At 73.1% G+C, this 19,407-nt stretch carries 18 protein-coding genes and 1 pseudogene; 14 read left to right on the top strand and 5 right to left on the bottom strand.

Going from position 1 to position 19,407, the window contains the following annotated elements:
- Position 1: 1 nt before the first annotated feature.
- Positions 2 to 724, top strand: coding sequence for a dethiobiotin synthase (gene bioD / locus ASD48_RS14215; RefSeq protein ID WP_057601945.1), 723 nt, complete (start codon positions 2 to 4; stop codon positions 722 to 724).
- On the opposite strand, the gene ASD48_RS14210 is transcribed toward bioD, so the two are convergent.
- Positions 721 to 2,949 carry a helix-turn-helix transcriptional regulator gene (locus tag ASD48_RS14210; protein WP_242432589.1) on the bottom strand — a complete coding sequence of 743 codons (2,229 nt, stop codon included), beginning with the start codon at positions 2,947 to 2,949 and terminating at the stop codon, positions 721 to 723. The genes bioD and ASD48_RS14210 overlap by 4 nt on opposite strands.
- A gap of 216 nt (positions 2,950 to 3,165) precedes the next feature.
- On the opposite strand from ASD48_RS14210, the gene ASD48_RS14205 reads away from it, so the two are divergent.
- Positions 3,166 to 3,852, top strand: coding sequence for an alpha/beta fold hydrolase (locus ASD48_RS14205; RefSeq protein ID WP_057601944.1), 687 nt, complete (start codon positions 3,166 to 3,168; stop codon positions 3,850 to 3,852).
- A 127-nt stretch (positions 3,853 to 3,979) separates the two neighbouring features.
- Complete coding sequence (locus ASD48_RS14200) at positions 3,980 to 4,654, top strand: class I SAM-dependent methyltransferase (protein WP_057601943.1); 675 nt, start codon at positions 3,980 to 3,982, stop codon at positions 4,652 to 4,654.
- Here ASD48_RS14200 and ASD48_RS14195 read toward each other — a convergent pair.
- On the bottom strand, positions 4,649 to 5,023 hold the full coding sequence (locus ASD48_RS14195) for a hypothetical protein (protein ID WP_057601942.1): 375 nt from the start codon (positions 5,021 to 5,023) through the stop codon (positions 4,649 to 4,651). The two genes, ASD48_RS14200 and ASD48_RS14195, sit on opposite strands and share 6 nt — an antisense overlap.
- Before the next feature lie 4 nt (positions 5,024 to 5,027).
- Positions 5,028 to 5,270 carry a hypothetical protein gene (locus tag ASD48_RS14190; protein WP_020131652.1) on the bottom strand — a complete coding sequence of 81 codons (243 nt, stop codon included), beginning with the start codon at positions 5,268 to 5,270 and terminating at the stop codon, positions 5,028 to 5,030.
- Between the two features lie 148 nt (positions 5,271 to 5,418).
- On the opposite strand from ASD48_RS14190, the gene ASD48_RS14185 reads away from it, so the two are divergent.
- From ASD48_RS14185 to mug, 8 genes are all read left to right on the top strand, one after another.
- Complete coding sequence (locus ASD48_RS14185) at positions 5,419 to 6,279, top strand: ABC transporter ATP-binding protein (protein WP_057601941.1); 861 nt, start codon at positions 5,419 to 5,421, stop codon at positions 6,277 to 6,279.
- 4 nt (positions 6,280 to 6,283) lie between these two features.
- On the top strand, positions 6,284 to 8,851 hold the full coding sequence (locus ASD48_RS14180; RefSeq protein ID WP_057601940.1) for an ABC transporter permease: 2,568 nt from the start codon (positions 6,284 to 6,286) through the stop codon (positions 8,849 to 8,851).
- A 349-nt stretch (positions 8,852 to 9,200) separates the two neighbouring features.
- Positions 9,201 to 9,626, top strand: a complete 426-nt coding sequence (locus ASD48_RS14175; protein ID WP_057601939.1) for a GNAT family N-acetyltransferase — start codon at positions 9,201 to 9,203, stop codon at positions 9,624 to 9,626.
- Between the two features lie 185 nt (positions 9,627 to 9,811).
- Entirely contained in the window at positions 9,812 to 11,152 is a 1,341-nt protein-coding gene (locus ASD48_RS14170; RefSeq protein WP_057601938.1) for a hemolysin family protein, read from the top strand.
- Positions 11,149 to 12,180, top strand: coding sequence for a hemolysin family protein (locus ASD48_RS14165; protein WP_057601937.1), 1,032 nt, complete (start codon positions 11,149 to 11,151; stop codon positions 12,178 to 12,180). Before ASD48_RS14170 ends, ASD48_RS14165 begins: the two co-directional genes overlap by 4 nt.
- A 65-nt stretch (positions 12,181 to 12,245) precedes the next feature.
- Positions 12,246 to 13,025: an SGNH/GDSL hydrolase family protein gene (locus tag ASD48_RS14160; RefSeq protein WP_057601936.1), complete on the top strand. Its 780-nt coding sequence runs from the start codon at positions 12,246 to 12,248 to the stop codon at positions 13,023 to 13,025.
- Positions 13,026 to 13,211: 186 nt separating this feature from the next.
- Positions 13,212 to 14,654 carry an adenylosuccinate lyase gene (gene purB / locus ASD48_RS14155; protein WP_057601935.1) on the top strand — a complete coding sequence of 481 codons (1,443 nt, stop codon included), beginning with the start codon at positions 13,212 to 13,214 and terminating at the stop codon, positions 14,652 to 14,654.
- Positions 14,651 to 15,196 (top strand): G/U mismatch-specific DNA glycosylase, encoded by a 546-nt coding sequence (gene mug / locus ASD48_RS14150; RefSeq protein ID WP_079073754.1) that lies wholly within the window; start codon positions 14,651 to 14,653, stop codon positions 15,194 to 15,196. Before purB ends, mug begins: the two co-directional genes overlap by 4 nt.
- 56 nt (positions 15,197 to 15,252) lie before the next feature.
- On the opposite strand, the gene ASD48_RS14145 is transcribed toward mug, so the two are convergent.
- The gene (locus ASD48_RS14145; RefSeq protein ID WP_057601933.1) at positions 15,253 to 15,624 is read right to left on the bottom strand and encodes a hypothetical protein; all 372 of its coding nucleotides are present in this window, start codon (positions 15,622 to 15,624) and stop codon (positions 15,253 to 15,255) included.
- 255 nt (positions 15,625 to 15,879) lie between these two features.
- Between ASD48_RS14145 and ASD48_RS45135 the strand changes: the two are divergent.
- Together ASD48_RS45135 and ASD48_RS14135 are read left to right on the top strand one after the other, a co-directional pair.
- Positions 15,880 to 16,065: pseudogene (locus ASD48_RS45135) on the top strand (LuxR C-terminal-related transcriptional regulator); the annotation flags it as partial.
- 125 nt (positions 16,066 to 16,190) lie between these two features.
- Positions 16,191 to 17,348, top strand: a complete 1,158-nt coding sequence (locus tag ASD48_RS14135) for an ROK family transcriptional regulator (RefSeq protein WP_057601931.1) — start codon at positions 16,191 to 16,193, stop codon at positions 17,346 to 17,348.
- A 127-nt stretch (positions 17,349 to 17,475) separates the two neighbouring features.
- On the opposite strand, the gene ASD48_RS14130 is transcribed toward ASD48_RS14135, so the two are convergent.
- The gene (locus ASD48_RS14130; RefSeq protein ID WP_057601930.1) at positions 17,476 to 18,237 is read right to left on the bottom strand and encodes a GntR family transcriptional regulator; all 762 of its coding nucleotides are present in this window, start codon (positions 18,235 to 18,237) and stop codon (positions 17,476 to 17,478) included.
- Positions 18,238 to 18,575: 338 nt separating this feature from the next.
- Here ASD48_RS14130 and ASD48_RS14125 point away from each other — a divergent pair, with 338 nt between their 5' ends.
- Positions 18,576 to 19,406 (top strand): alpha/beta hydrolase, encoded by an 831-nt coding sequence (locus ASD48_RS14125; protein WP_057601929.1) that lies wholly within the window; start codon positions 18,576 to 18,578, stop codon positions 19,404 to 19,406.
- Position 19,407: the final 1 nt, after the last annotated feature.

Here is a 19,407-nt window from a genome sequence, read left to right as displayed (position 1 = left end):
CATGCCGATCCTGGTGATCACGGGGACGGGCACGGAGGTCGGCAAGACCGTCACGACGGCCGCGGTCGCCGCGTCGGCGCTCGCGGCGGGGCGGACGGTGGCCGTCCTCAAGGCCGCCCAGACCGGCGTACGAGCGGACGAGCGCGGGGACGCCGACGAGGTGGCCCGGCTCGCGGGCGCGGTGACGACCGCCGAAGTGGCCCGCTATCCCGAGCCGTTGGCTCCGGGGACGGCAGCGCGCAGGGCGGGTCTGGCGGCGGTGCGGCCGCAGGACGTGGCGGAGGCCGCGCAGAAACTGGCCGCCGGGCACGACCTGGTGCTCGTCGAGGGGGCGGGCGGACTGCTCGTACGGTTCGACGAGGCGGGCGGGACGCTGGCCGACGTGGCGCAGCTGCTGCGGGCGCCGGTGCTGGTCGTGGCCTCGGCGGGCCTCGGCACGCTGAACACGACGGAACTGACGGCTCGTGAACTGCGGGCGAGGGGCGTGGAGTTGCTGGGTGTCGTGATCGGCAGCTGGCCCGACTCCCCCGATCTGGCCTCGCGTTGCAATGTCGCGGATCTGCCGGAGGTGGCCGGGGCCCCGCTGCTGGGGGCCCTGCCGTCGGGAGCCGGTGCTCTCGCACCCGTCGATTTCCGTGCCGTGGCGCCCGGTTGGCTGGCGCCTCGGCTGGACGGGACCTGGGAGGCGGAGGCCTTCCGGAAGCGGACCGGTTCCGGGGTCTAGCCCCCGTCCGCGTCCGCGAGCAGCCGGACGAGTTCGATGCGGGAGCGGATGCCGAGGCGGGTGAAGACGCCTCGCAGATGGTGGTCGATGGTGCGGGGGCTGAGGGCGAGGCGGCCCGCGATCTCGCGGTTCGTGGCACCGTCGGCCGCCATCCGGGCGACCAGGAGCTGCTGGGCGGTCAGGTGGACCGTCGGGCGGCGGTCGCCGCGGGCGGGGGTCGCGGGGGCGCCCAGCGCGCGCAGTTCGGCGCGGGCGCTCTCGGCGCAGTGCGGGGCGTCGAAGGACTCGAACGCCTCCATCGCGCTGTGCAGCCGGTCGCGGGCTTCGGTGCGGCGGCGCAATCTGCGCAGCGCGCTGCCGAACAGCAGTTCGGTACGAGCCCGTTCGAAGGCCCGGGCGCCTTCGGCGTGCAGCCGGAGGGCCGTGCGGTAGTACTCGACGGCGTCGGCGCCCGGCGTGAGCAGGGCCCGGCAGCGGGCACTGAGCGCCAGGTCGTCGACGCTGCCGACGGCGCGGGCCCAGCGGTCGTAGTCGGCGTGCGCGGCGCGTGCCACGCGGGTCTCGCCGGTGCGGACGGCGGCCTCGACATAGTGCGGGGTGGCCAGGTGGCGGATGGCCCGGTGGCCGTGGCCCGGCCCCGAGGCCGCGAGGGCGCGCAGCCGGGCCGCAGCGGCGGCGAAGCGGCCGGAGCCGAGGTCGAGGAAGGCGAGTGCCCACTGCGCCAGGGCCGCGGGCAGGCCCAGTGAGTGGGCGAGAGCGTGGGCGCGGGCGGCCGCGGCCCGCTCCCGGCACAGGTCCTCGTCGCCGGTGAGCGCGGCGAACATCGCGAGGGCGGCCTGGAGATGACAGGCGCCGTTGTCCTGTCCGGTGGCGTACGCCTGCCGCAGGGCGTCCAGCGCGGCGGCCTCGGCGGCGCGCGGGCGTCCGGTCCAGAAGTCGGCGTAGGCGCGGAACTCCATGGCCTGGGAGACGGCGGCGGTGACGCCCCGGGCGCGGGCCGCGGCGGCCGCCCGGACCGTGGCGGTGGCGGCGCGGGTGTGATCGCCGAGCATCAGGGCGGCGATCCCCGCGTGCAGGAGGAGGGTGGGGTCACCGCCCGGACCGCACCGTCCGGCGGTGGCCTCCAGCAGGTTGCGCGCGTCCTCGTACCGTCCGTCGACGGCCGCGGCGATCCCGCCGAGCACACCCGGCGGGTCGATGCCCGACTGGCCTGCGACAAGGGCCGCTTCACGACATCGACGCAGATCGCCGGTGTAGACGGCGGCCTCGGCGGCTCGGGCCAGGAGGTGGGCGACGGGGGCGGCGGGAGCTGGGCCCGCCACCTCGCCGGACTCGTGCGAGGCGACTGGCTCCCGCGAGACGACTGGCTCCCGCGAGACGACCGAAGAGGTGACGGGGGAGGCAGTGGAGCCGTCCCGTCCCGGGGGCGGGGCACCGGGCGCGGGCCGCGCCCCGGCCGCCCGTGCCGCCCCGTCCAGCAGCGCGTCGAACGCCTCCCCCGCGTGCCCGGTCCGCAGGGCGAGGATGCCGCTGAGGGCGTCGGCGTCGGTGCGGGCGGCGAGGGCGCGGGACCGGTCGCCGTCACCGCGGTGCCAGGCGTCGATCGCCGCGTGGGCGAGGAGCCGGGACCGTGCGCCCGGGTCCGCGCAGAGCGCGGCGGCGCGCTCGGCGAGGGCTCCCGAGAGCGCCGGGTCTCCTGCGGCGCGCGCCTGGGCGGCGGCGGCCGCGAGTTCCGCGGCGAGCCGCGCGCTGGGTCCGAGGGCGCCCGCGCCCCGGTGCCAGGACCGCCGGGGCGTCTCCGCCGCGCCGTGCAGGACGCGGGCGAGCAGCCGGTGGGCGTCGCGCCGGTCGGCCGGGGCGGCCGTCTCGTACGCGGCGATCCTGGTCCAGGCGTCGCGGAAGCCGACCCCGCCGGCGGTGGCGTAGGCGATCCCGGCCGCCTCCGCCGCGTCCAGCGGCCGGGTGTCGAGGCGGGCGGCGGCGACGGCGCGCAGGAAGGCGTGGGTGGCCACCGGGTACTGGTCGGCGGCCGCCAGCAGGAGGACCAGCCGGGTGCCGTCGGGCAGCGCGCGGATCTCGCGGCGGTGGGCGCGCAGCGTCTCGGGAGCGAGGTCGGCGGGTTCGGCCGGCAGCGGGTCGAGGCCGGCCGCCTGCCGTTCGGTCAGCCGCGCGACGAGTTCGGCGGCGGCGCGCGGGTCGCCGTATACGAGGCGGAGCACGCGCACGCGGACGCCTTCGGACAGCGCCGGTGCCGGGCGCGGGCCCGCGCCCGGCGCCGCCGGAGGCGAAGTGCGTTCCTCGGACGGGGGGTTCACTCGTGTCACCACACAAGTGACGTTACTGGCGGGTTACTTGAACCGTAAAGACTGGCGATTTCACCGATGCGGCGCGCGTAGACCCGCCGGACACTCCTGGCAACCCCACACGTTTCAGGAGGCATCATGCAGCGCCACAAGCGTCGCATCGCCGCGGCTTTCTCGGCCGTGGTCTCTTCGCTCCTTTTGTCACTCTCGTTCTCCGCCCCCACAGCCCACGCCGCGACCCACAACCCGATCGTCTTCGTGCACGGCATCAGCAGTTCCTCCAGCAGCTGGGACGACTGGGTCGCGGACTTCAAGGCCGACGGCTACACGGCCGCCGAGCTGGACGCCTGGACCTACAGCTGGTCCCAGTCGAACGCGACGACCGCCTCCCAACTGGCCACCGAGATCAAGAACGTGCTGGCGAGAACCGGTGCCTCCAAGGTCGACGTCGTCATCCACTCCATGGGCGCGCTCAGCTCCCGCTACTACCTCAAGAACCTCGGCGGCACCGCGTACGTGGACGACTTCGTCTCCGTCGCGGGCACCAACCACGGGACGTCGGTCGCCTCGTGGTGCAGCTGGCTCTACACCTCCTGCGCCGAGATGGTCACCGGCAGTTCGTTCCTCACCTCGCTCAACTCCGGTGACGAGACCCCGGGCAGCGTGAACTACGCGACCTACTGGTCGAACTGCGACTCGGCCATCGACCCGGACTCCTCGGCGCTGCTGAGCGGGGCCACCAACGTCGGCGTCGGATGCATCTCGCACACGGACATCAACAACGACCCCGGGGTGTACGAGCAGGTGCGCGCCTTCGTCCAGTAGACCGTCCAGTAGACCGCGGACCAGCGAGCAGCCGGACCGTCGGACGAGCGAGCAGCGCGACAGCGTGGGTGCGGCGGGCCTGCACGGGGGAGAATCCCGGTAGGCCCGTCCTGCCCGGGAGGTCGCCATGCCCCTACGCTCCACCGGCTCCGGCAAACTGTCCGGTGACGCCGTCCACCACCCGTTGTTCGCCCGGTTCTACGCCCGGCTCGGCACGGCCGCCGAGACCCGCGGTCTGGCCCCCGTCCGCGACCAGCTGCTCACGGGGCTGTCCGGCCGGATCGTCGAGATCGGCGCGGGCAACGGACTGAACTTCGCGCACTACCCGGCCGCCGTCTCGGAGGTCGTCGCGATCGAGCCGGAGCGCCATCTGCGCACGCTGGCGCTGGAGGCCGCCCGGCGCGCGGAGGTGCCGGTGGATGTCGTGCCGGCCGTGGCCGAGGCGCTGCCGGTGAAGAGCGAGGCCTTCGACGGGGCGGTGCTCTCGCTCGTGCTGTGCAGTGTGCGGGACGTGCCCCGCGTGCTCGGGGAGATGCGGCGGGTGCTGCGGCCCGGCGGCGAACTCAGGTTCTTCGAGCACGGCCCCGGCGGTGGTCCGGCGATGCGGTTCACCCAGCGCGCGCTGGACCGCACGGTGTGGCCGACCCTGGCCGGCGGCTGTCACCTCACCCGGGACACCCTCGACGCCCTGCGCGAGGCAGGGTTCGAGGTCGGCCCGTACCGTCGGCTGACCGTGCCGGAGAAGGGCCCTCGCTCCCCCGCCTCGTACTGCGTTCTCGGCAGGGCCCGGCGACCCTCATAGGCTCCACCGGCGCAGTTCCCGCGCGATGTCGGACACCGACGCCTCCCCCGTCTTGACCAGCCGGGCCAGGTCGCGGACCTGTTCGGGCGAGGTCGCGACCTTCAGACCGCTGGCGACGAGATAGGCGTACGCGACGGCGCAGGCGAACAGGGCGTTGGAGCGCTCCAGCGCGGGGACGTGGATGAGGAGCTGGAGCATCGCGGCGGCGCGGGCCGGCGCGTCGTCGTAGACGGGGACGTCGAATATCTCGGCCTGGTGGCGCGCCACGGCGGCCACCAGCGCCCCCCAGTCGGTGACCTGGGGGTCCCCCGGGGTCTTCTGTTCGGCGAGCATGAGCAGCCAGGCGAGATCGATGCGGAGGTCGCTCAAGGGATCAGCGGCGACCTTCGCGCGTGCCGCCCTCGCGGTCGGCGCCGAACTCCTCCGCGAACACGGCCTCGTACTGCTTCATGAAGTCGCTGGCGGCCTCGACGAACGTGTGGCCGACTTCGCCGGCGTCCTGTCTGACCAGCTCTTCTATGTAGCGGTTGACGCTCATGCCACGGGCCGTGGCGCGCTCACGGGCGGCGCGGGCCGTGCCCTCGTCGACGCGCACGTTCAGCTGGGTCTTCGCCATACCTCGACGCTAGCGCCGCGATGCTAGCAACGGCAAGGGCGGCCGGGAGGTGAAAAGGGATACCGGGTGTGCGCCGGGTCACACTACGCTCGGCCGGGCACGAACTTCACCACACGATCGGCACGTCCACACGAGCGAGGAGACAGCCTTGTCCACACCTGCTGCGGAGCACGCCCCCGGTCTGGCCTCGGCCGGCGGGATCGCGGCCCGCGCCCGCGGTCTGACCAAGGCGTACGGCTCCGGCGAGACCACCGTGCTCGCCCTGGACTCGGTGGACGTGGACATCGCGCGCGGCCGCTTCACCGCCGTCATGGGGCCGTCCGGTTCCGGCAAGTCCACCCTGATGCACTGCCTGGCGGGCCTCGACACGGTGTCGGCCGGTCAGGTGTGGATCGGCGACACCGAGATCACGGGGCTGAAGGACCGGGAGCTGACCCGGCTGCGACGGGACCGGATCGGGTTCATGTTCCAGTCGTTCAACCTGATCCCGACGCTCAACGCGGCCGAGAACATCACCCTGCCCATGGACATCGCGGGACAGAAGCCCGACCAGAAGTGGCTGGACCAGGTGATCGACACGCTCGGCCTGCGGGACCGGCTGAAGCACCGGCCGTCGCAGCTGTCCGGCGGCCAGCAGCAGCGCGTGGCCTGCGCGCGGGCGCTCGCCTCCCGCCCCGAGCTGATCTTCGCCGACGAGCCGACCGGCAACCTGGACTCGCGCGCCGGGCTCGAGGTCCTCGCGTTCCTGCGGGAGGCCGTCGACCAGCTGGGGCAGACCGTGGTCATGGTCACCCACGACCCGGGTGCCGCCGCCCACTCCGACCTGGTGCTCTTCCTCGCGGACGGGCGGATCGTGGACGAGATGGAGCGGCCGACGGCGGACGCGGTGCTGGAGCGCATGAAGCGCTTCGACCTGGTCCGCGCCCAGTCCGACGGCGAGAGCGGCGCCGGCATCCCGGCAACGGACGCCCACGGCACCGCCCCCGGCACCGACGACAAGGAGAAGTGATCCGGTGCTGAAAGCCACCCTCAGAAGCTTCCTCGCGCACAAGGGGCGGCTGCTGCTGTCCGCGCTCGCCGTCGTCCTGTCGGTGGCGTTCGTCGCGGGCAGCCTCATCTTCTCCGACACGGTCACGCGCACCTTCGACCGGCTCTTCGCGTCCACCTCGGCGGATGTGACGGTCGAGCCCAGCGACGACCTGAACGCGTCCGTGCCGACCGGCGCGGTGCAGACCGTGCCCGCCTCCCTCGCCGGGAAGGTGGCCCGTGTCGACGGGGTCGCGTCGACCCACGCGGACGTGAGCGTGGAGAACATCACGGTCGTGGACGGCGAGAACAGGTCCGTGGGACCGACCACGGGCGCGCCGACCATCGCCACCGACTGGTACGTCACCGACCGCAGCCCGGTGAAGCTGACCTCCGGCCACGCCCCGCAGGGCGCGGCCGAGGCCATGCTCGACGCCGACACCGCGGACAAGAAGCACGTGAAGATCGGCGACACCCTCACCGTGATGGCCCAGCCGGGCTCGTTCAAGGTGAAGATCGTCGGCATCGCCACCTTCACCACCACCAACCCGGGCGCGGCCCTGGTCTTCCTCGACCCCGCAACGGCCGCCACACAGCTCCTGGGGTCGCCGGACAAGGCCACGAGCATCTCCGTCGACGCGGCGCAGGGGGTGAGCGACCCGGTCCTCGAGCGGCGCGTCAGCGCCGCCGTCGGTGCCGGGCCGTACGACGTGAAGACCGCCGACGAGCAGGCGAAGTCCTCGGCGGAGGCGCTGGGCGGGTTCCTCGACGTGATCAAGTACGTGATGCTCGGCTTCGCCGGGATCGCCGTCCTGGTCGGGGTCTTCCTGATCGTCAACACGTTCTCGATGCTGATCGCCCAGCGCACGCGCGAGCTGGGCCTGCTGCGTACCCTGGGCGCCGACCGCCGTCAGGTGCGCCGCTCGGTGCTCACCGAGGCGGTGCTGCTCGGCGTCGTGGGCTCCACGGTCGGTCTCGCCGCCGGCATCGGTCTGGCGGCCGGGCTGATCAAGCTCATGAGTGCGTTCGGCATGAACCTCAAGACCACGGAGATGGTCGTCGGCTGGGCGACCCCGGTGTCGGCGTACGTCGTCGGCGTCGGCGTCACCTTCGTGGCGGCCTACCTCCCGGCCCGTCGCGCCGCGACCGTGTCGCCGATGGCCGCCCTCGCGGACGCGGACATCGCCGGGGTGGGGCGGCCGCTGAAGGTGCGCGCGGTGGTGGGCGCCGTCGTCGGCGCGCTGGGCGTGGCGGCCCTCGCCGGCTGTGTGAGCTCCTCGAAGACGGCCTCCGCGGCATCCCTGCTGGGCCTGGGTGTCGTGCTCACGCTCATCGCCACCGTGATCGCGGGACCGCTGCTGGTCCGCCCCGTGATCCGCGTGCTCGGCGGCGCCTTCCCCGCGCTGTTCGGCTCGGTCGGCCGGATGAGCCAGCGCAACGCCCTGCGCAACCCGCGCCGCACCGGCGCCACGGCGGCCGCCCTGATGGTGGGTCTCGCCCTGGTGGGCGGGATGTCGGTGGCGAGCGCGTCGATGTCCAAGTCCTTCGACGAGCAGATCGACAAGACGCTGGGCGCCGACTTCGTCGTCCAGAACGCCAACTTCACGCCGTTCTCCCAGGAGGTCACGGACGCGGTGCGCGACACCGACGGCGTGGGCCTCGTCGTACGGCAGCGGTTCGCGCCGCTCGCCGTACGGCTGCCCGACGGCAAGCGCGTCGAGACCACCGCATCCGGTTACGACGAACAGGTCGACGACGTCGCGCACATCACCTACGCGCAGGGCGACACGGCGGCGGCGCTGGCCGACGGCGCCATCGGCATGGACGTCGACTTCGCCCGGGACCACGGCGTACGGCTGGGCAGTGTGCTGCCGGTGGAGTTCCCCGGGAAGCGGACCACGTCGCTGAAGGTCGGCGCGCTCACCGACCAGGACGGCGGCGACGGGTTCGGCATGCAGGGCGGACTGTTCCTCGGGATCGCCGCCGTCGAGAAGTACGTGCCCGGCGGGCAGGACTCGGCGCTGTACGTGAACGCGGCCTCCGGCACGAGCGGCGACCAGCTGCGGCCCCGCCTGGAGAAGACGCTCGACGCGTATCCGCAGGTACAGGCGCGTGACCAGGCCGACTACAAGAAGCTGGTGCACGACCAGATCGCCGTGCTGCTCTACCTGGTGTACGCCCTGCTCGGGCTCGCGATCGTCATCGCGGTGCTCGGCGTGGTCAACACCCTGGCGCTGTCGGTGGTGGAGCGGACCCGGGAGATCGGACTGCTGCGCGCCATCGGGCTCGGCCGACGGCAGTTGCGCCGGATGATCCGGCTGGAGTCGGTCGTGATCGCGGTCTTCGGCGCGGTGCTGGGCCTGGCGCTCGGGCTGGTGTGGGGCGTGTGCATACAGCAGGTCCTGGAGTTGCAGGGCATGAAGGCCCTCGCCGTCCCGTGGGGCACGATCGTCGCGGTCGTGGTGGGCTCCGCGGTCGTCGGCGTCGTGGCGGCTCTGCTGCCCGCGCTGCGCGCCTCGCGGATGAACGTCCTGGCCGCGATCGCGCACGAGTGACACGAAGGCGATCAGGGGCGCGATCACGGGCGCGAACACCTCCGGGGGTTCCCGCTCGTGATCGCCGGGGCGGGTGCGCCGAGTGGCGGCCCGGGGCCGGGCCTGCGGCCGTCGGCCGGTACGGGGCCGGGCCGACCGCCGTCGGCCGGTCCGAGGCCGGGCACACGGCCGTCGGGGTACGGCCTACGACCCTCCGGGGAGCGGCCGACCGTCGTCCGGAGACCGGCCGCCTGTCCTGCGGGTACCGGCCGCTGCCCTCCGGGACCGCTTGCCGTCAGCCGGCCGTCGACGGCGTCCGCATGCTGGAAATCCGCGTTCCGGCCGGTTTCCCGCGTGGTGGGATCGGTCCATGACTGATCTGCGGATACGGGCAGCCGGCCCCGAGGACCTGGACACCGTGCTCGCCTTCTGGAAGACCTCCGCCGAGGGCACGAGCATCAGCGACGACCGGAGCGGGGTGGAGCGGCTGGTCGCGCGCGATCCGGGGGCACTGATCCTCGCCGAGCGGGGCGGTGAACTGGCCGGGACGGTGATCGCCGGGTTCGACGGGTGGCGGTGCCACCTGTACCGGCTGGCCGTGCACCCGGACCGGCGCCGCCAGGGCATCGGCTCGGCGCTGCTGGCCGCCGCGGAGGAGCGGTTCGTACGGCTGGGCGGGCGCCGCGGGGACGCGATGGTGCTCACCCGCAACGAAACCGCGCATCATGCCTGGCGCGCTGCGGGGTACGCGCCCGAGGAGAAGTGGCGGCGCTGGGTGAAGCCGCTCACCGACTGACCGGAGCCCGAAAGGGTTCTTTTGCTGATCCTTTACTATTGGGGGACTGTGCGGACGATCCGCGCGGTCCCCCGATGACTTCATGAAAGGTGTGAGCGTCCGCCCATGGGCGAGCCTCCCAGTACCCCCACGCGACATCGCGCGTCCCTCCCCGCCCTGTCCGATCATGGGACGGAGGTGACCCGATGACGGAAGTCCTGCTCCTCCTGGTGGCGATCCTGCTGTCGCTCGCGTGCGGCGCCTTCGTCGCCGCCGAGTTCTCGCTGACCACGGTCGAGCGCAGCGAACTCGAACGGGCGGTGGAACGCGGCGAGCGCGGCGCCCCCGGAGCACTGAAGGCCGTACGGAACCTCACCTTCCAGCTCTCCGGCGCCCAGCTCGGCATCACGGTCACCAACCTGGTGGTCGGCATGCTCGCCGAACCGTCGATCGCCAAACTGATCGCCGGGCCGCTGGAGTCGCTCGGCCTGTCGAGCTCCACATCGAGCTCCGTCGCGCTGGTGCTGGGCACGGCCCTGTCGACCGTGTTCCTGATGGTCGTCGGCGAACTCGTGCCCAAGAACTGGGCGATCTCCTCCCCGCTGGCCGTCGCCAAGCGCGTGGGCAACGCGCAGCGCTGGTTCAGCGCCGCCTTCCGGCCCTTCATCACCCATCTCAACAACACCGCGAACCGCATCGTGCGCCGCTTCGGTGTGGAGCCCACCGAGGAACTCGCCGCCGCGCGCGGCCCCCAGGAGCTCGCGGCCCTGGCCCGGCACTCCGCCAAGGAGGGCGCCCTGGAGGCGGACACCGCGGAGCTGTTCGTGCGCACGCTGAACCTGGCCGATCTGACCGCGGAGAACGTGATGACCCCGCGCGTCCAGGTCATCGCCCTCGAAGCGGCGGCGACCTGCGAGGACGTGGCGAACGCGACCCGGGCGACGGGCCTGTCCCGGTTCCCGGTGTACCGCGGCAGCCTCGACTCGGTGGTGGGCACCGCGCACATCAAGGACGTACTGGCGATCCCGGCGGAGCGCCGGCCGCGCGTACCCGTCTCGGAGCTCATGCGTGAGCCGCTCCTCGTGCCCGAGTCGCTGACCGTCGACCGGCTGCTGGACCGGCTGTCCGGCAAGCGGACGATGGCCGTGGTCATCGACGAGTACGGCGGCACGGCGGGCGTGGCCACGCTGGAGGACATCGTCGAGGAGGTCGTCGGCGAGGTCCGCGACGAACACGACCCGCACGAGACGTCCGACCTGGCCGCCGCGGGCAAGGACGACGAGGGCCGCACGCTCTACTCGGCCGACGGCGCCGCCCGCACCGACCAGCTCGCGCGCGTGGGCCTGCACACCCCCGAGGGGCCGTACGAGACACTCGCCGGTCTGCTCGCCACCGAGCTGGGCCGGATACCGGCGGTCGGCGACACCGTGGAGGTCGCGGGCTGGCGCATGGACGTGGTGGACGCCTCGGGCCGGCGGGCCGCGCGCGTGCTGCTGCACGCGCCGCTCGCCCCGTCCGAGGGTTCTGAACAGGAGGCCGGGAAGTGATCGCCGTCCAGTTGCTGATCGCACTGGCGACCCTCGTCGTCAACGCGTTCTTCGTCGGCGCCGAGTTCGCGCTGATCTCCGTACGCCGCTCCCAGATCGAGCAGTACCTCGAAGGCGGCGCGAAGGGCGCGCAGGGCGACCGGCGCGCCAGGAGCGTGCTGTGGGGCCTCCAGCACGTGTCCGCCCTGATGGCGGCCGCGCAGCTCGGCATCACCCTGTGCACGCTGATCCTCGGTGTGGTCGCCGAACCCGCCATCGCGCACCTGCTGGAACCGGCGTTCCACGCGGTGGGCGTGCCCGAGGGCGCGGGACACGCGGTGTCCTTCGTGATCGCGCTGGCGGCGGCGACCTATCTGCACATGCTGCTCGGCGAGATGGTGCCGAAGAACATCGCGCTCGCGGAGCCGGTGCGCAGCGCGCTGCTGCTGGGGCCGCCGCTGGTCACGCTGGCCCGGGCGCTGCGCCCGGTGATCTTCGCGATCAACGCCTTCGCGAACGGCCTGCTGAAGCTGCTGCGGATCGAGACCAAGGACGAGGTCGCCGCGGCCTTCTCGGACGCCCAGCTCGCCCAGATCGTCAAGGACGCCGGTGAGGCGGGTCTCATCGACGACCGCGCCCTGGAGCGGCTGCACGACGCGCTGGAACTGGGCCGCCGCCCGGTGCGTGATGTCGTCATGCCGCTGGAGCGGGTCGTCTACGCGCGCGTGGGCGTCACTCCGGAGGAACTGGAGCGGCTGGCGGCGGAGTCAGGGTTCTCCCGGTTCCCCGTGGTGGACGAGGGGCGCCGGATCGTCGGCTACCTGCACGTGAAAGACGCGCTGGACGCGTCGCCGCGGGACACGGCGTTCCGGCTGGGCGACATGCGGCCCATCGCGCGGGTGCGGGAGGCGACTCCGCTGGACGACGTCCTCACCGCGATGCGGGGCACCCGGACGCATCTCGCGGCCGTGCTCGGCTCCGACGGACGGCTGTCCGGTCTGGTGACCATGGAGGACGTGCTGCGGGAGCTGTTCGGCCAGCGGGCGTGAGGGAGCGGAGGCGCCGGAGGTGACCGACCGCTGGGTATGAGACTCGGGCTACCATCGATGGCGCCATGCAGACGAATCCCACACACACCAGCCTGGTCGCCCTCGGCGACTCCTTCACCGAGGGCATGTCGGACCTGCTGCCCGACGGCTCCTACCGGGGTTGGGCGGACCTCGTCGCCGCGCGGATGGCCGCCCGCAACCCCGGCTTCCGGTACGCCAACCTGGCGGTGCGCGGCAAGCTGATCGGACAGATCGTCCAGGAGCAGGTGCCGGTGGCCGTCGCGATGGGCGCCGACGTGATCACCCTGGTCGGCGGCCTCAACGACACCCTGCGCCCCAAGTGCGACATGGGCCGCGTGAAGGGCCTGCTGACGGAGGCCGTGGAGCGGCTGACCCCCGCCTGCAAGGAGCTGGTGCTGATGCGCAGCCCGGGACGGCAGGGGCCGGTCCTGGAGCGGTTCAGGCCGCGCATGGAGGAGCTGTTCGTGCACGTCGAGGAGCTGGCGGAGCGGCACGGCGCGCTCGTCGTCGACCTGTACGGCGCCCCGTCCCTCGGCGATCCGCGCATGTGGGACATCGACCGGCTGCACCTGACGGCGGAGGGTCACCGCCGGGTCGCGGAGGCGGTCTGGCAGGGCCTCGGGCACGACCCCGAGGACACCGAGTGGCACACGCCGATGCCGGCCACGCTGCCTCCGGGCTGGGCCGCCCGCCGCGTCGCCGACGCGCGGTTCGCCCGGCAGTACCTCCTGCCCTGGATAGGCCGCAGGCTGACCGGCCGGTCCTCCGGGGACGGTCTGCCGCCGAAGCGGCCCGACCTGCTGCCGTACGAGGGTCAGGCGTAGGCGTTCTCCGTACGCGCTGCCTGCGCGCCTCGTACGCGCTGCATACGCGCGCGGGTGACCGGCCCCGCTGCCCGAGCCGAGGCGGCCCCGGCTCCGGCAGCGCGGCGGGGTGACGCCGGTCTCGTAGGTTCCACCGAACGAGGCCGTGGCGCTGGCCTGCACGAATCGCCAGTAGAATCCGTACACGTGACTTCCGCTCCCGCCAAGCCCCGTATCCCCAACGTGCTCGCCGGACGCTACGCCTCCGCCGAGCTCGCCACGCTCTGGTCGCCCGAGCACAAGGTGAAGCTGGAGCGTCAGCTCTGGCTCGCCGTGCTGCGGGCTCAGAAGGACCTCGGGATCGAGGTGCCGGACGCGGCGATCTCCGACTACGAGCGCGTCCTCGACACCGTCGACCTGGCCTCCATCGCCGAGCGCGAGAAGGTCACCCGGCACGACGTGAAGGCCCGGATCGAGGAGTTCAACGACCTCGCCGGCCATGAGCAGGTCCACAAGGGCATGACGTCCCGCGACCTGACGGAGAACGTCGAGCAGCTCCAGATCCGGCTCTCGCTGGAGCTCGTCCGCGACCGCGCGGTGGCCGTGCTGGCACGTCTCGGCAAGCTGGCCGGCGAGTACGGCGAGCTGGTCATGGCCGGGCGCTCCCACAACGTGGCCGCGCAGGCCACGACCCTCGGCAAGCGGTTCGCGACCGCCGCCGACGAGCTGCTGGTCGCGTACGGACGGGTCGAGGAGCTGCTCGGGCGTTACCCGCTGCGCGGCATCAAGGGACCGGTCGGCACCGCCCAGGACATGCTCGACCTGCTCGGGGGCGACGCCGCCAAGCTCAGCGAGCTGGAGGACCGGATCGCCGGCCACCTGGGCTTCTCGCAGGCGTTCACGTCCGTCGGCCAGGTCTATCCGCGGTCGCTGGACTACGAGGTCGTCACCGCGCTGGTGCAGCTCGCGGGGGCGCCCTCCTCGCTGGCGAAGACGATCCGGCTGATGGCCGGGCACGAACTGGTGACCGAGGGGTTCAAGCCCGGCCAGGTCGGCTCCTCGGCGATGCCGCACAAGATGAACACCCGCTCCTGCGAGCGCGTCAACGGCCTGATGGTCATCCTGCGCGGCTACGCGTCGATGACCGGCGAGCTGGCGGGCGACCAGTGGAACGAGGGCGACGTGTCCTGCTCGGTGGTGCGCCGGGTCGCGCTGCCGGACGCGTTCTTCGCGCTCGACGGTCTGCTGGAGACGTTCCTGACGGTCCTCGACGAGTTCGGCGCCTTCCCGGCGGTCGTCTCCCGGGAGCTGGACCGCTACCTGCCGTTCCTCGCCACCACCAAGGTGCTGATGGGCGCGGTGCGCGCGGGCGTCGGCCGTGAGGTCGCGCACGAGGCGATCAAGGAGAACGCCGTCGCCTCGGCGCTGGCGATGCGCGAGCAGGGTGCGGAGCGCAACGAACTGCTCGACAAGCTGGCCGCCGACCCGCGGCTCCCGCTCGACCGTGCCCGGCTGGACGCGCTGATGGCCGACAAGCTGTCCTTCACGGGCGCCGCGGCGGCCCAGGTGGCCACGGTCGTCGGCCGGGTCGAGGAGATCGTGAAGCAGCGTCCGGAGGCGGCCGGCTACACCCCCGGAGCGATCCTCTGACGCGCTTCACCCAGGCGGAGCTGGAGGCCGCCCGCGACCGTCTCGTACCGGACGTCGTCGCGGGCGGCCTGCGCGTGCTGTTCTGCGGTATCAACCCGGGCCTGATGACGGCGGCGACCGGTCACCACTTCGCCCGCCCGGGCAACCGCTTCTGGCCGGTGCTGCACCTGTCCGGCTTCACCCCGAGGCTGCTGAAGCCCGCCGAGCAGCGGGAGTTGCTGTCCTACGGTCTCGGCATCACGAACGTGGTGGAGAGGGCCACCGCGCGGGCCGACGAGCTGACGGCGCGGGAGTACCGGGACGGCGGGCGGCTGCTGGCGGAGAAGGTGACCCGGCTGAAGCCCCGCTGGCTGGCGGTGGTGGGCGTGACCGCGTACCGGGCGGCCTTCGACGACCGCAGGGCCGCGGTGGGCCCGCAGGAGCGGGTCATCGGGGACGCACGTGTGTGGGTGCTGCCGAATCCCAGCGGGCTGAACGCGCACTGGACGGCGGCGACGATGGCCGAGGAGTTCGCGCGGCTGCGGGTGGCGGCGGAGGACTGAGGGCTCGCGGCGAGGAGGACTGAGGGCTCGCACCGGGGCGCTGCCCCGCCGGGGCTTCAGGGCGGGTCCGTCTCGGTGACGACCAGGAGCAGCTGGATCTCGTCGTACGGGTCGAGATCGGCGACGCCCAGGGCCACCCAGCGGCCGTGCTCCGCCGCCCGCCACAGGTACATGTCCCCCACCCGCAGGCTCAGCCCGGCCCAGGGCTCGGGTATCTCCTCGGCCCCGGTCCGCAGCCGGACCGTCTGCAGCCCGACATGGTGCGGATCTCCCCATCTCACCGTCAGTTTCCCGGCCAGGTGCTCCTTCTCGTCGTGGAACCGCTCCGCCTCCGCGCGCCGCACATCGGTGTCCCCGACCGCGAGGCCGTGACTGGTCACCAGGGCCGTCGTACCGTGACCGGGCCCGAGGTACCTGTCGATGTCCATGCGTTCCAGTAAACCCGCCGCCACTGACAATTGGCGGTCCGTCAGCCGCCGTGGAGGGAACGGCGCGGGGACGCCCGGCCGTCGGGCGGGCCGCGGACCGAGGGTGCGGGCGGCGCCGGCACAACGCTGATCTACGCTGGCCGGATGCCGGTCACCGTGCTCCCCGTCGACGAAGAACCCCTGGTACGGGTGGAGCGGCGCCCGGTGCCGGGGACGGGGTCCGCCATCGAGGTCGACGAGCCGCAGGAGATCCTCGTCGTGCAGCGGGCCTGGCTGACCGAGCGGGAGGCCGAGGTACCGCGGCCGACGGCCCGCGGGATGCCGAACGCGGAGATCGCCGTCCGGCCCGTCCCAGGGACCGAGGCGGTCGGGTCCCGTGCCGTGGCCGTACCGGCGCACCTCGGGGCGCGGAACCGGACGCAGGCGGTGATCACGGCGTACCGGCGGGGTTCGTCGCGCCGGGGTGAGCGCGCCCCGGTGGATATCGGTACGGATTCCTTACTCGCCGGGGTACGTCCCGCCGAGTACGATCCGCCCAACACGCGCACGAGCTGGAAGGACGGACGTTGGGGCAGCTGACCGGCGGGGATCCCTCGCTGCTGCGAAGGATCAATTCCGCGGTGGTGCTGCACGCGCTGCGTGCCGCGGACTGCGCGACGCTGACGGAGATCACCCGCGTGACGGGCCTGTCCCGGCCGACCGTCGAGGGGGTCGTCGAGGATCTCATCGGGGCGGGGCTCGTCGTCGAGAAGGCGGCCGACGAGAGTGTCGCGCGGCGGCAGGGGCGGCCCGCGCGGCGGTTCCGGTTCCGGGCGGAGGCAGGGCACCTGCTGGGGCTGGAGATCGGCTCGCACCGGGTGGCCGCGCTGCTGGCCGACCTGGACGGCCGGATACTCGGCGCGCAGGCCAAGGAGGTCGACGAGGCGGCACCGGCGGACGAACGGCTGGAGCGGCTGCGTACGGCCGTCGCCGAACTGCTCCGGCGGGCGGGCGTCCCGCGCAGCTCGCTGCGGGCGGTGGGGGTCGGCACCCCCGGGATCGTGGAGGCGGACGGGACGGTACGGCTCGGCACCGCGCTGCCCGAGTGGACGGGGCTGCGGCTGGGTGAGCGGCTGAGCCGTTCCTTCAAGTGTCCGGTGCTGGTGGAGAACGACGCCAACGCGGCGGCCGTGGCCGAGCACTGGAAGGGGTCGGCCACCGAGTCCGACGACGTCGTCTTCGTGCTGGCCGGGCTGAGCCCGGGCGCCGGCTCGCTGATCGGGGGCCGGCTGCACCGGGGGTACGGCGGGGCGGCCGGGGAGATCGGCGCGCTGCACCTGCTGGGCCGCGAGGTGACGCCGGAGACGCTGCTGTCCATGACGGACGAGCCGCTGCATCCGCTGGACGAGCAGGCGGTCGCGGAGGTGTTCGCGCAGGCCCGCGAGGGCGACAAGCAGGCCCGCGCCGCGGTGGACCGTTTCATCCAGCGGCTCGTCCACGACGTGGCCGCGCTGGTGCTGGCGCTCGATCCGGAGCTGGTCGTGGTGGGCGGCTGGGCGGCCGGTCTGGACGGTGTGCTGGAGCCGCTGCGCAACGAGTTGGCGCGCTACTGTCTGCGCCCGCCGAGGGTGGCCCTGTCGCTGCTCGGCGAGGCGGCGGTGGCGACGGGCGCGCTGCGGCTCGCCCTCGACCATGTCGAGGAGCAGTTGTTCGCGGTCGAGGGGACGGTGACAGCGCGGCGGTGACCGGCCGTCACCGGTGAAACGCGCCGCGCCCCGGTGGAGTTCCGGGGCGCGGCGGGGTGTCCGCCCGGTGGCCGGGTGCAGGCCGTTCAGGGAGCCTGCCGTATCCGGCGTGCGGGGGACGGGCTGTTCAGGAGGCCTGGCGATCCGGTCCGTGGTGTATCTCCACGCCGCCGGACGCGCCGAACGTCAGCCGGCAGGTGTCCGCGCGGTAGGTCGCGACGGAGAGCGCCGCGGTGCGTCCCCCGGCGAAGAAGCGGGTGGTGACGACGAGGACGGGGGCGCCGGGGAGGCGGTCGAGTTCCCGGGCGTCGTCCGCGCGTGCCGAGCCCAGCTCCACGGCGCGGTCCTGGCCCTCCAGTTCCAGGCGCTGGAGCTCGCGCAGCACCGCACGCGCGCGTGCCGCCTCGGAGGGGGTGTCGATCGCGGTGAGGTCGGGCACCGAGGTCACGGGGACGTAGAGCAGTTCGGCGGCGACGGGCTGGCCGTGCGAGACCCGTGAGCGGCGCACGATGTGCACGGCCTGGTCGCGTGCGGTCTCCAGGGCGGTGGCGACGGCCGCGGGCGGAGCCGCGAGCGCGCAGTCGACGGCCTGCCAGGCGTCGTCGCCGGTGCCCGGCCAGACCTGCTGGTCGTTGCCTACGGCGACGCCCATCCGCGGCGGGGCGACGGTGGTGCCGACGCCACGGCGGCGCTGGAGCCGGCCCTCCAGTTCGAGTTGCTCCAGTGCCTGGCGGAGCGTCGCGCGGGCGACGCCGAAGCGGGCGGCCAGGTCACGCTCGTTGGGGAGGATCTCGCCCACGGTGAATTCCGAGTCGAGTGCCTCGCTGAGCACGGTCTTGAGATGCCAGTACTTCGGTTCCGGTACCGATTCCAGCTGCGTGGTCCCCACCCTGTCCTCCGCAATCGCCGTGGTCCGGCGGCGTTTTACGCGCCCTTGTTTATTAAAGGTTGTTGTACTTCTCTGCGACCATAGGGCGGCCCCCACCCTTGGTCAAGACCAATCCTCGGTCCCGCTCGAGGGCGACAGGCGTCCGGCAGAAAAGCGTTCACGGCGCGTTCGTACGGGCGCGTTTTCGTGACACTCCGGCAAGGTCCGCTCAATAAAGGCCGCCCCCGAGGGGAGAAATGCGGTTCACTCTCAGGGGCTACCCGTCGGTAGCTATTGCTGACAAGCTGTCTACGGCGTCCGTCGGCCGGTCCACGGCCCGTCCAGTCGAGGAGCTCCTCATGTCCGCCACCGTCTCCTTCACGGTCCCCTCCCCCAGCGGCCCGCTGCCCGTCACCGTCTCCTACGCGCGCGTGGGCCGGGGCGAGCCGCTGCTCCTGCTGCACGGCATCGGACACCACCGGCAGGCCTGGGACCCGGTGGTGGACCTCCTGGCCGCCGAGCGCGACGTCATCGCCGTGGACCTGCCCGGCTTCGGTGTGTCCCCGCCCCTGCCGGACGGACTGGCCTACGACCTGCCCACCACGGCCGCCGTGTTCGCCGCCTTCTGCGAGGCGCTGGAGCTCGACCGGCCCCATGTCGCGGGCAACTCCCTCGGCGGGCTGCTCGCCCTGGAACTCGGCCGCGGGAAGCTCGTACGGTCCGTCACCGCGCTGTCGCCCGCCGGGTTCTGGTCGCAGGCCGAGCGGCGCTACGCCTTCGGCGTCCTGCTCACCATGCGACAGATCTCGCGCCGGATGCCGCTGCCCCTGGTCGAGCGGATGGCGAGCACGGCGGCCGGCCGTACGGCTCTCACCAGCACCATCTACGCCCGGCCGAGCCGGCGTTCACCCGAGGCCGTGGTCGCCGAGACGCTGGCCCTGGCCACGGCCACCGGGTTCGACCAGACCCTGCGGGCCGGGGCCACCGTCATGTTCACCGACGACCTCCCGGGCGTCCCGGTCACGCTCGGCTGGGGCACCCGCGACTGGCTGCTCGTACGCCGCCAGGGCGTCCGGGCCAAGCGGATCATCCCCGCCGCGCGTCTGGTGCGACTGCCCGGCTGCGGTCACTGCCCGATGAGCGACGACCCGGCGCTCGTCGCGCGCGTGATTCTCGACGGCAGCCGCTGAC

The organism is Streptomyces sp. Root1310, assembly GCF_001426425.1.
Classification (GTDB): domain Bacteria; phylum Actinomycetota; class Actinomycetes; order Streptomycetales; family Streptomycetaceae; genus Streptomyces.
Note: the sequence above shows the minus strand (reverse complement) of the source record. Positions and strands in the feature narration are given on the sequence as shown.

Coding starts and splice junctions, on each gene's coding strand:
- bioD (WP_057601945.1), top strand. CDS start 2: ATGCCGATCCTGGTGATCACGGGGACGGGCACGGAGGTCGGCAAGACC.
- ASD48_RS14205 (WP_057601944.1), top strand. CDS start 3,166: ATGCAGCGCCACAAGCGTCGCATCGCCGCGGCTTTCTCGGCCGTGGTC.
- ASD48_RS14200 (WP_057601943.1), top strand. CDS start 3,980: ATGCCCCTACGCTCCACCGGCTCCGGCAAACTGTCCGGTGACGCCGTC.
- ASD48_RS14190 (WP_020131652.1), bottom strand. CDS start 5,270: ATGGCGAAGACCCAGCTGAACGTGCGCGTCGACGAGGGCACGGCCCGC.
- ASD48_RS14175 (WP_057601939.1), top strand. CDS start 9,201: ATGACTGATCTGCGGATACGGGCAGCCGGCCCCGAGGACCTGGACACC.
- ASD48_RS14170 (WP_057601938.1), top strand. CDS start 9,812: ATGACGGAAGTCCTGCTCCTCCTGGTGGCGATCCTGCTGTCGCTCGCG.
- ASD48_RS14160 (WP_057601936.1), top strand. CDS start 12,246: ATGCAGACGAATCCCACACACACCAGCCTGGTCGCCCTCGGCGACTCC.
- ASD48_RS14145 (WP_057601933.1), bottom strand. CDS start 15,624: ATGGACATCGACAGGTACCTCGGGCCCGGTCACGGTACGACGGCCCTG.
- ASD48_RS14125 (WP_057601929.1), top strand. CDS start 18,576: ATGTCCGCCACCGTCTCCTTCACGGTCCCCTCCCCCAGCGGCCCGCTG.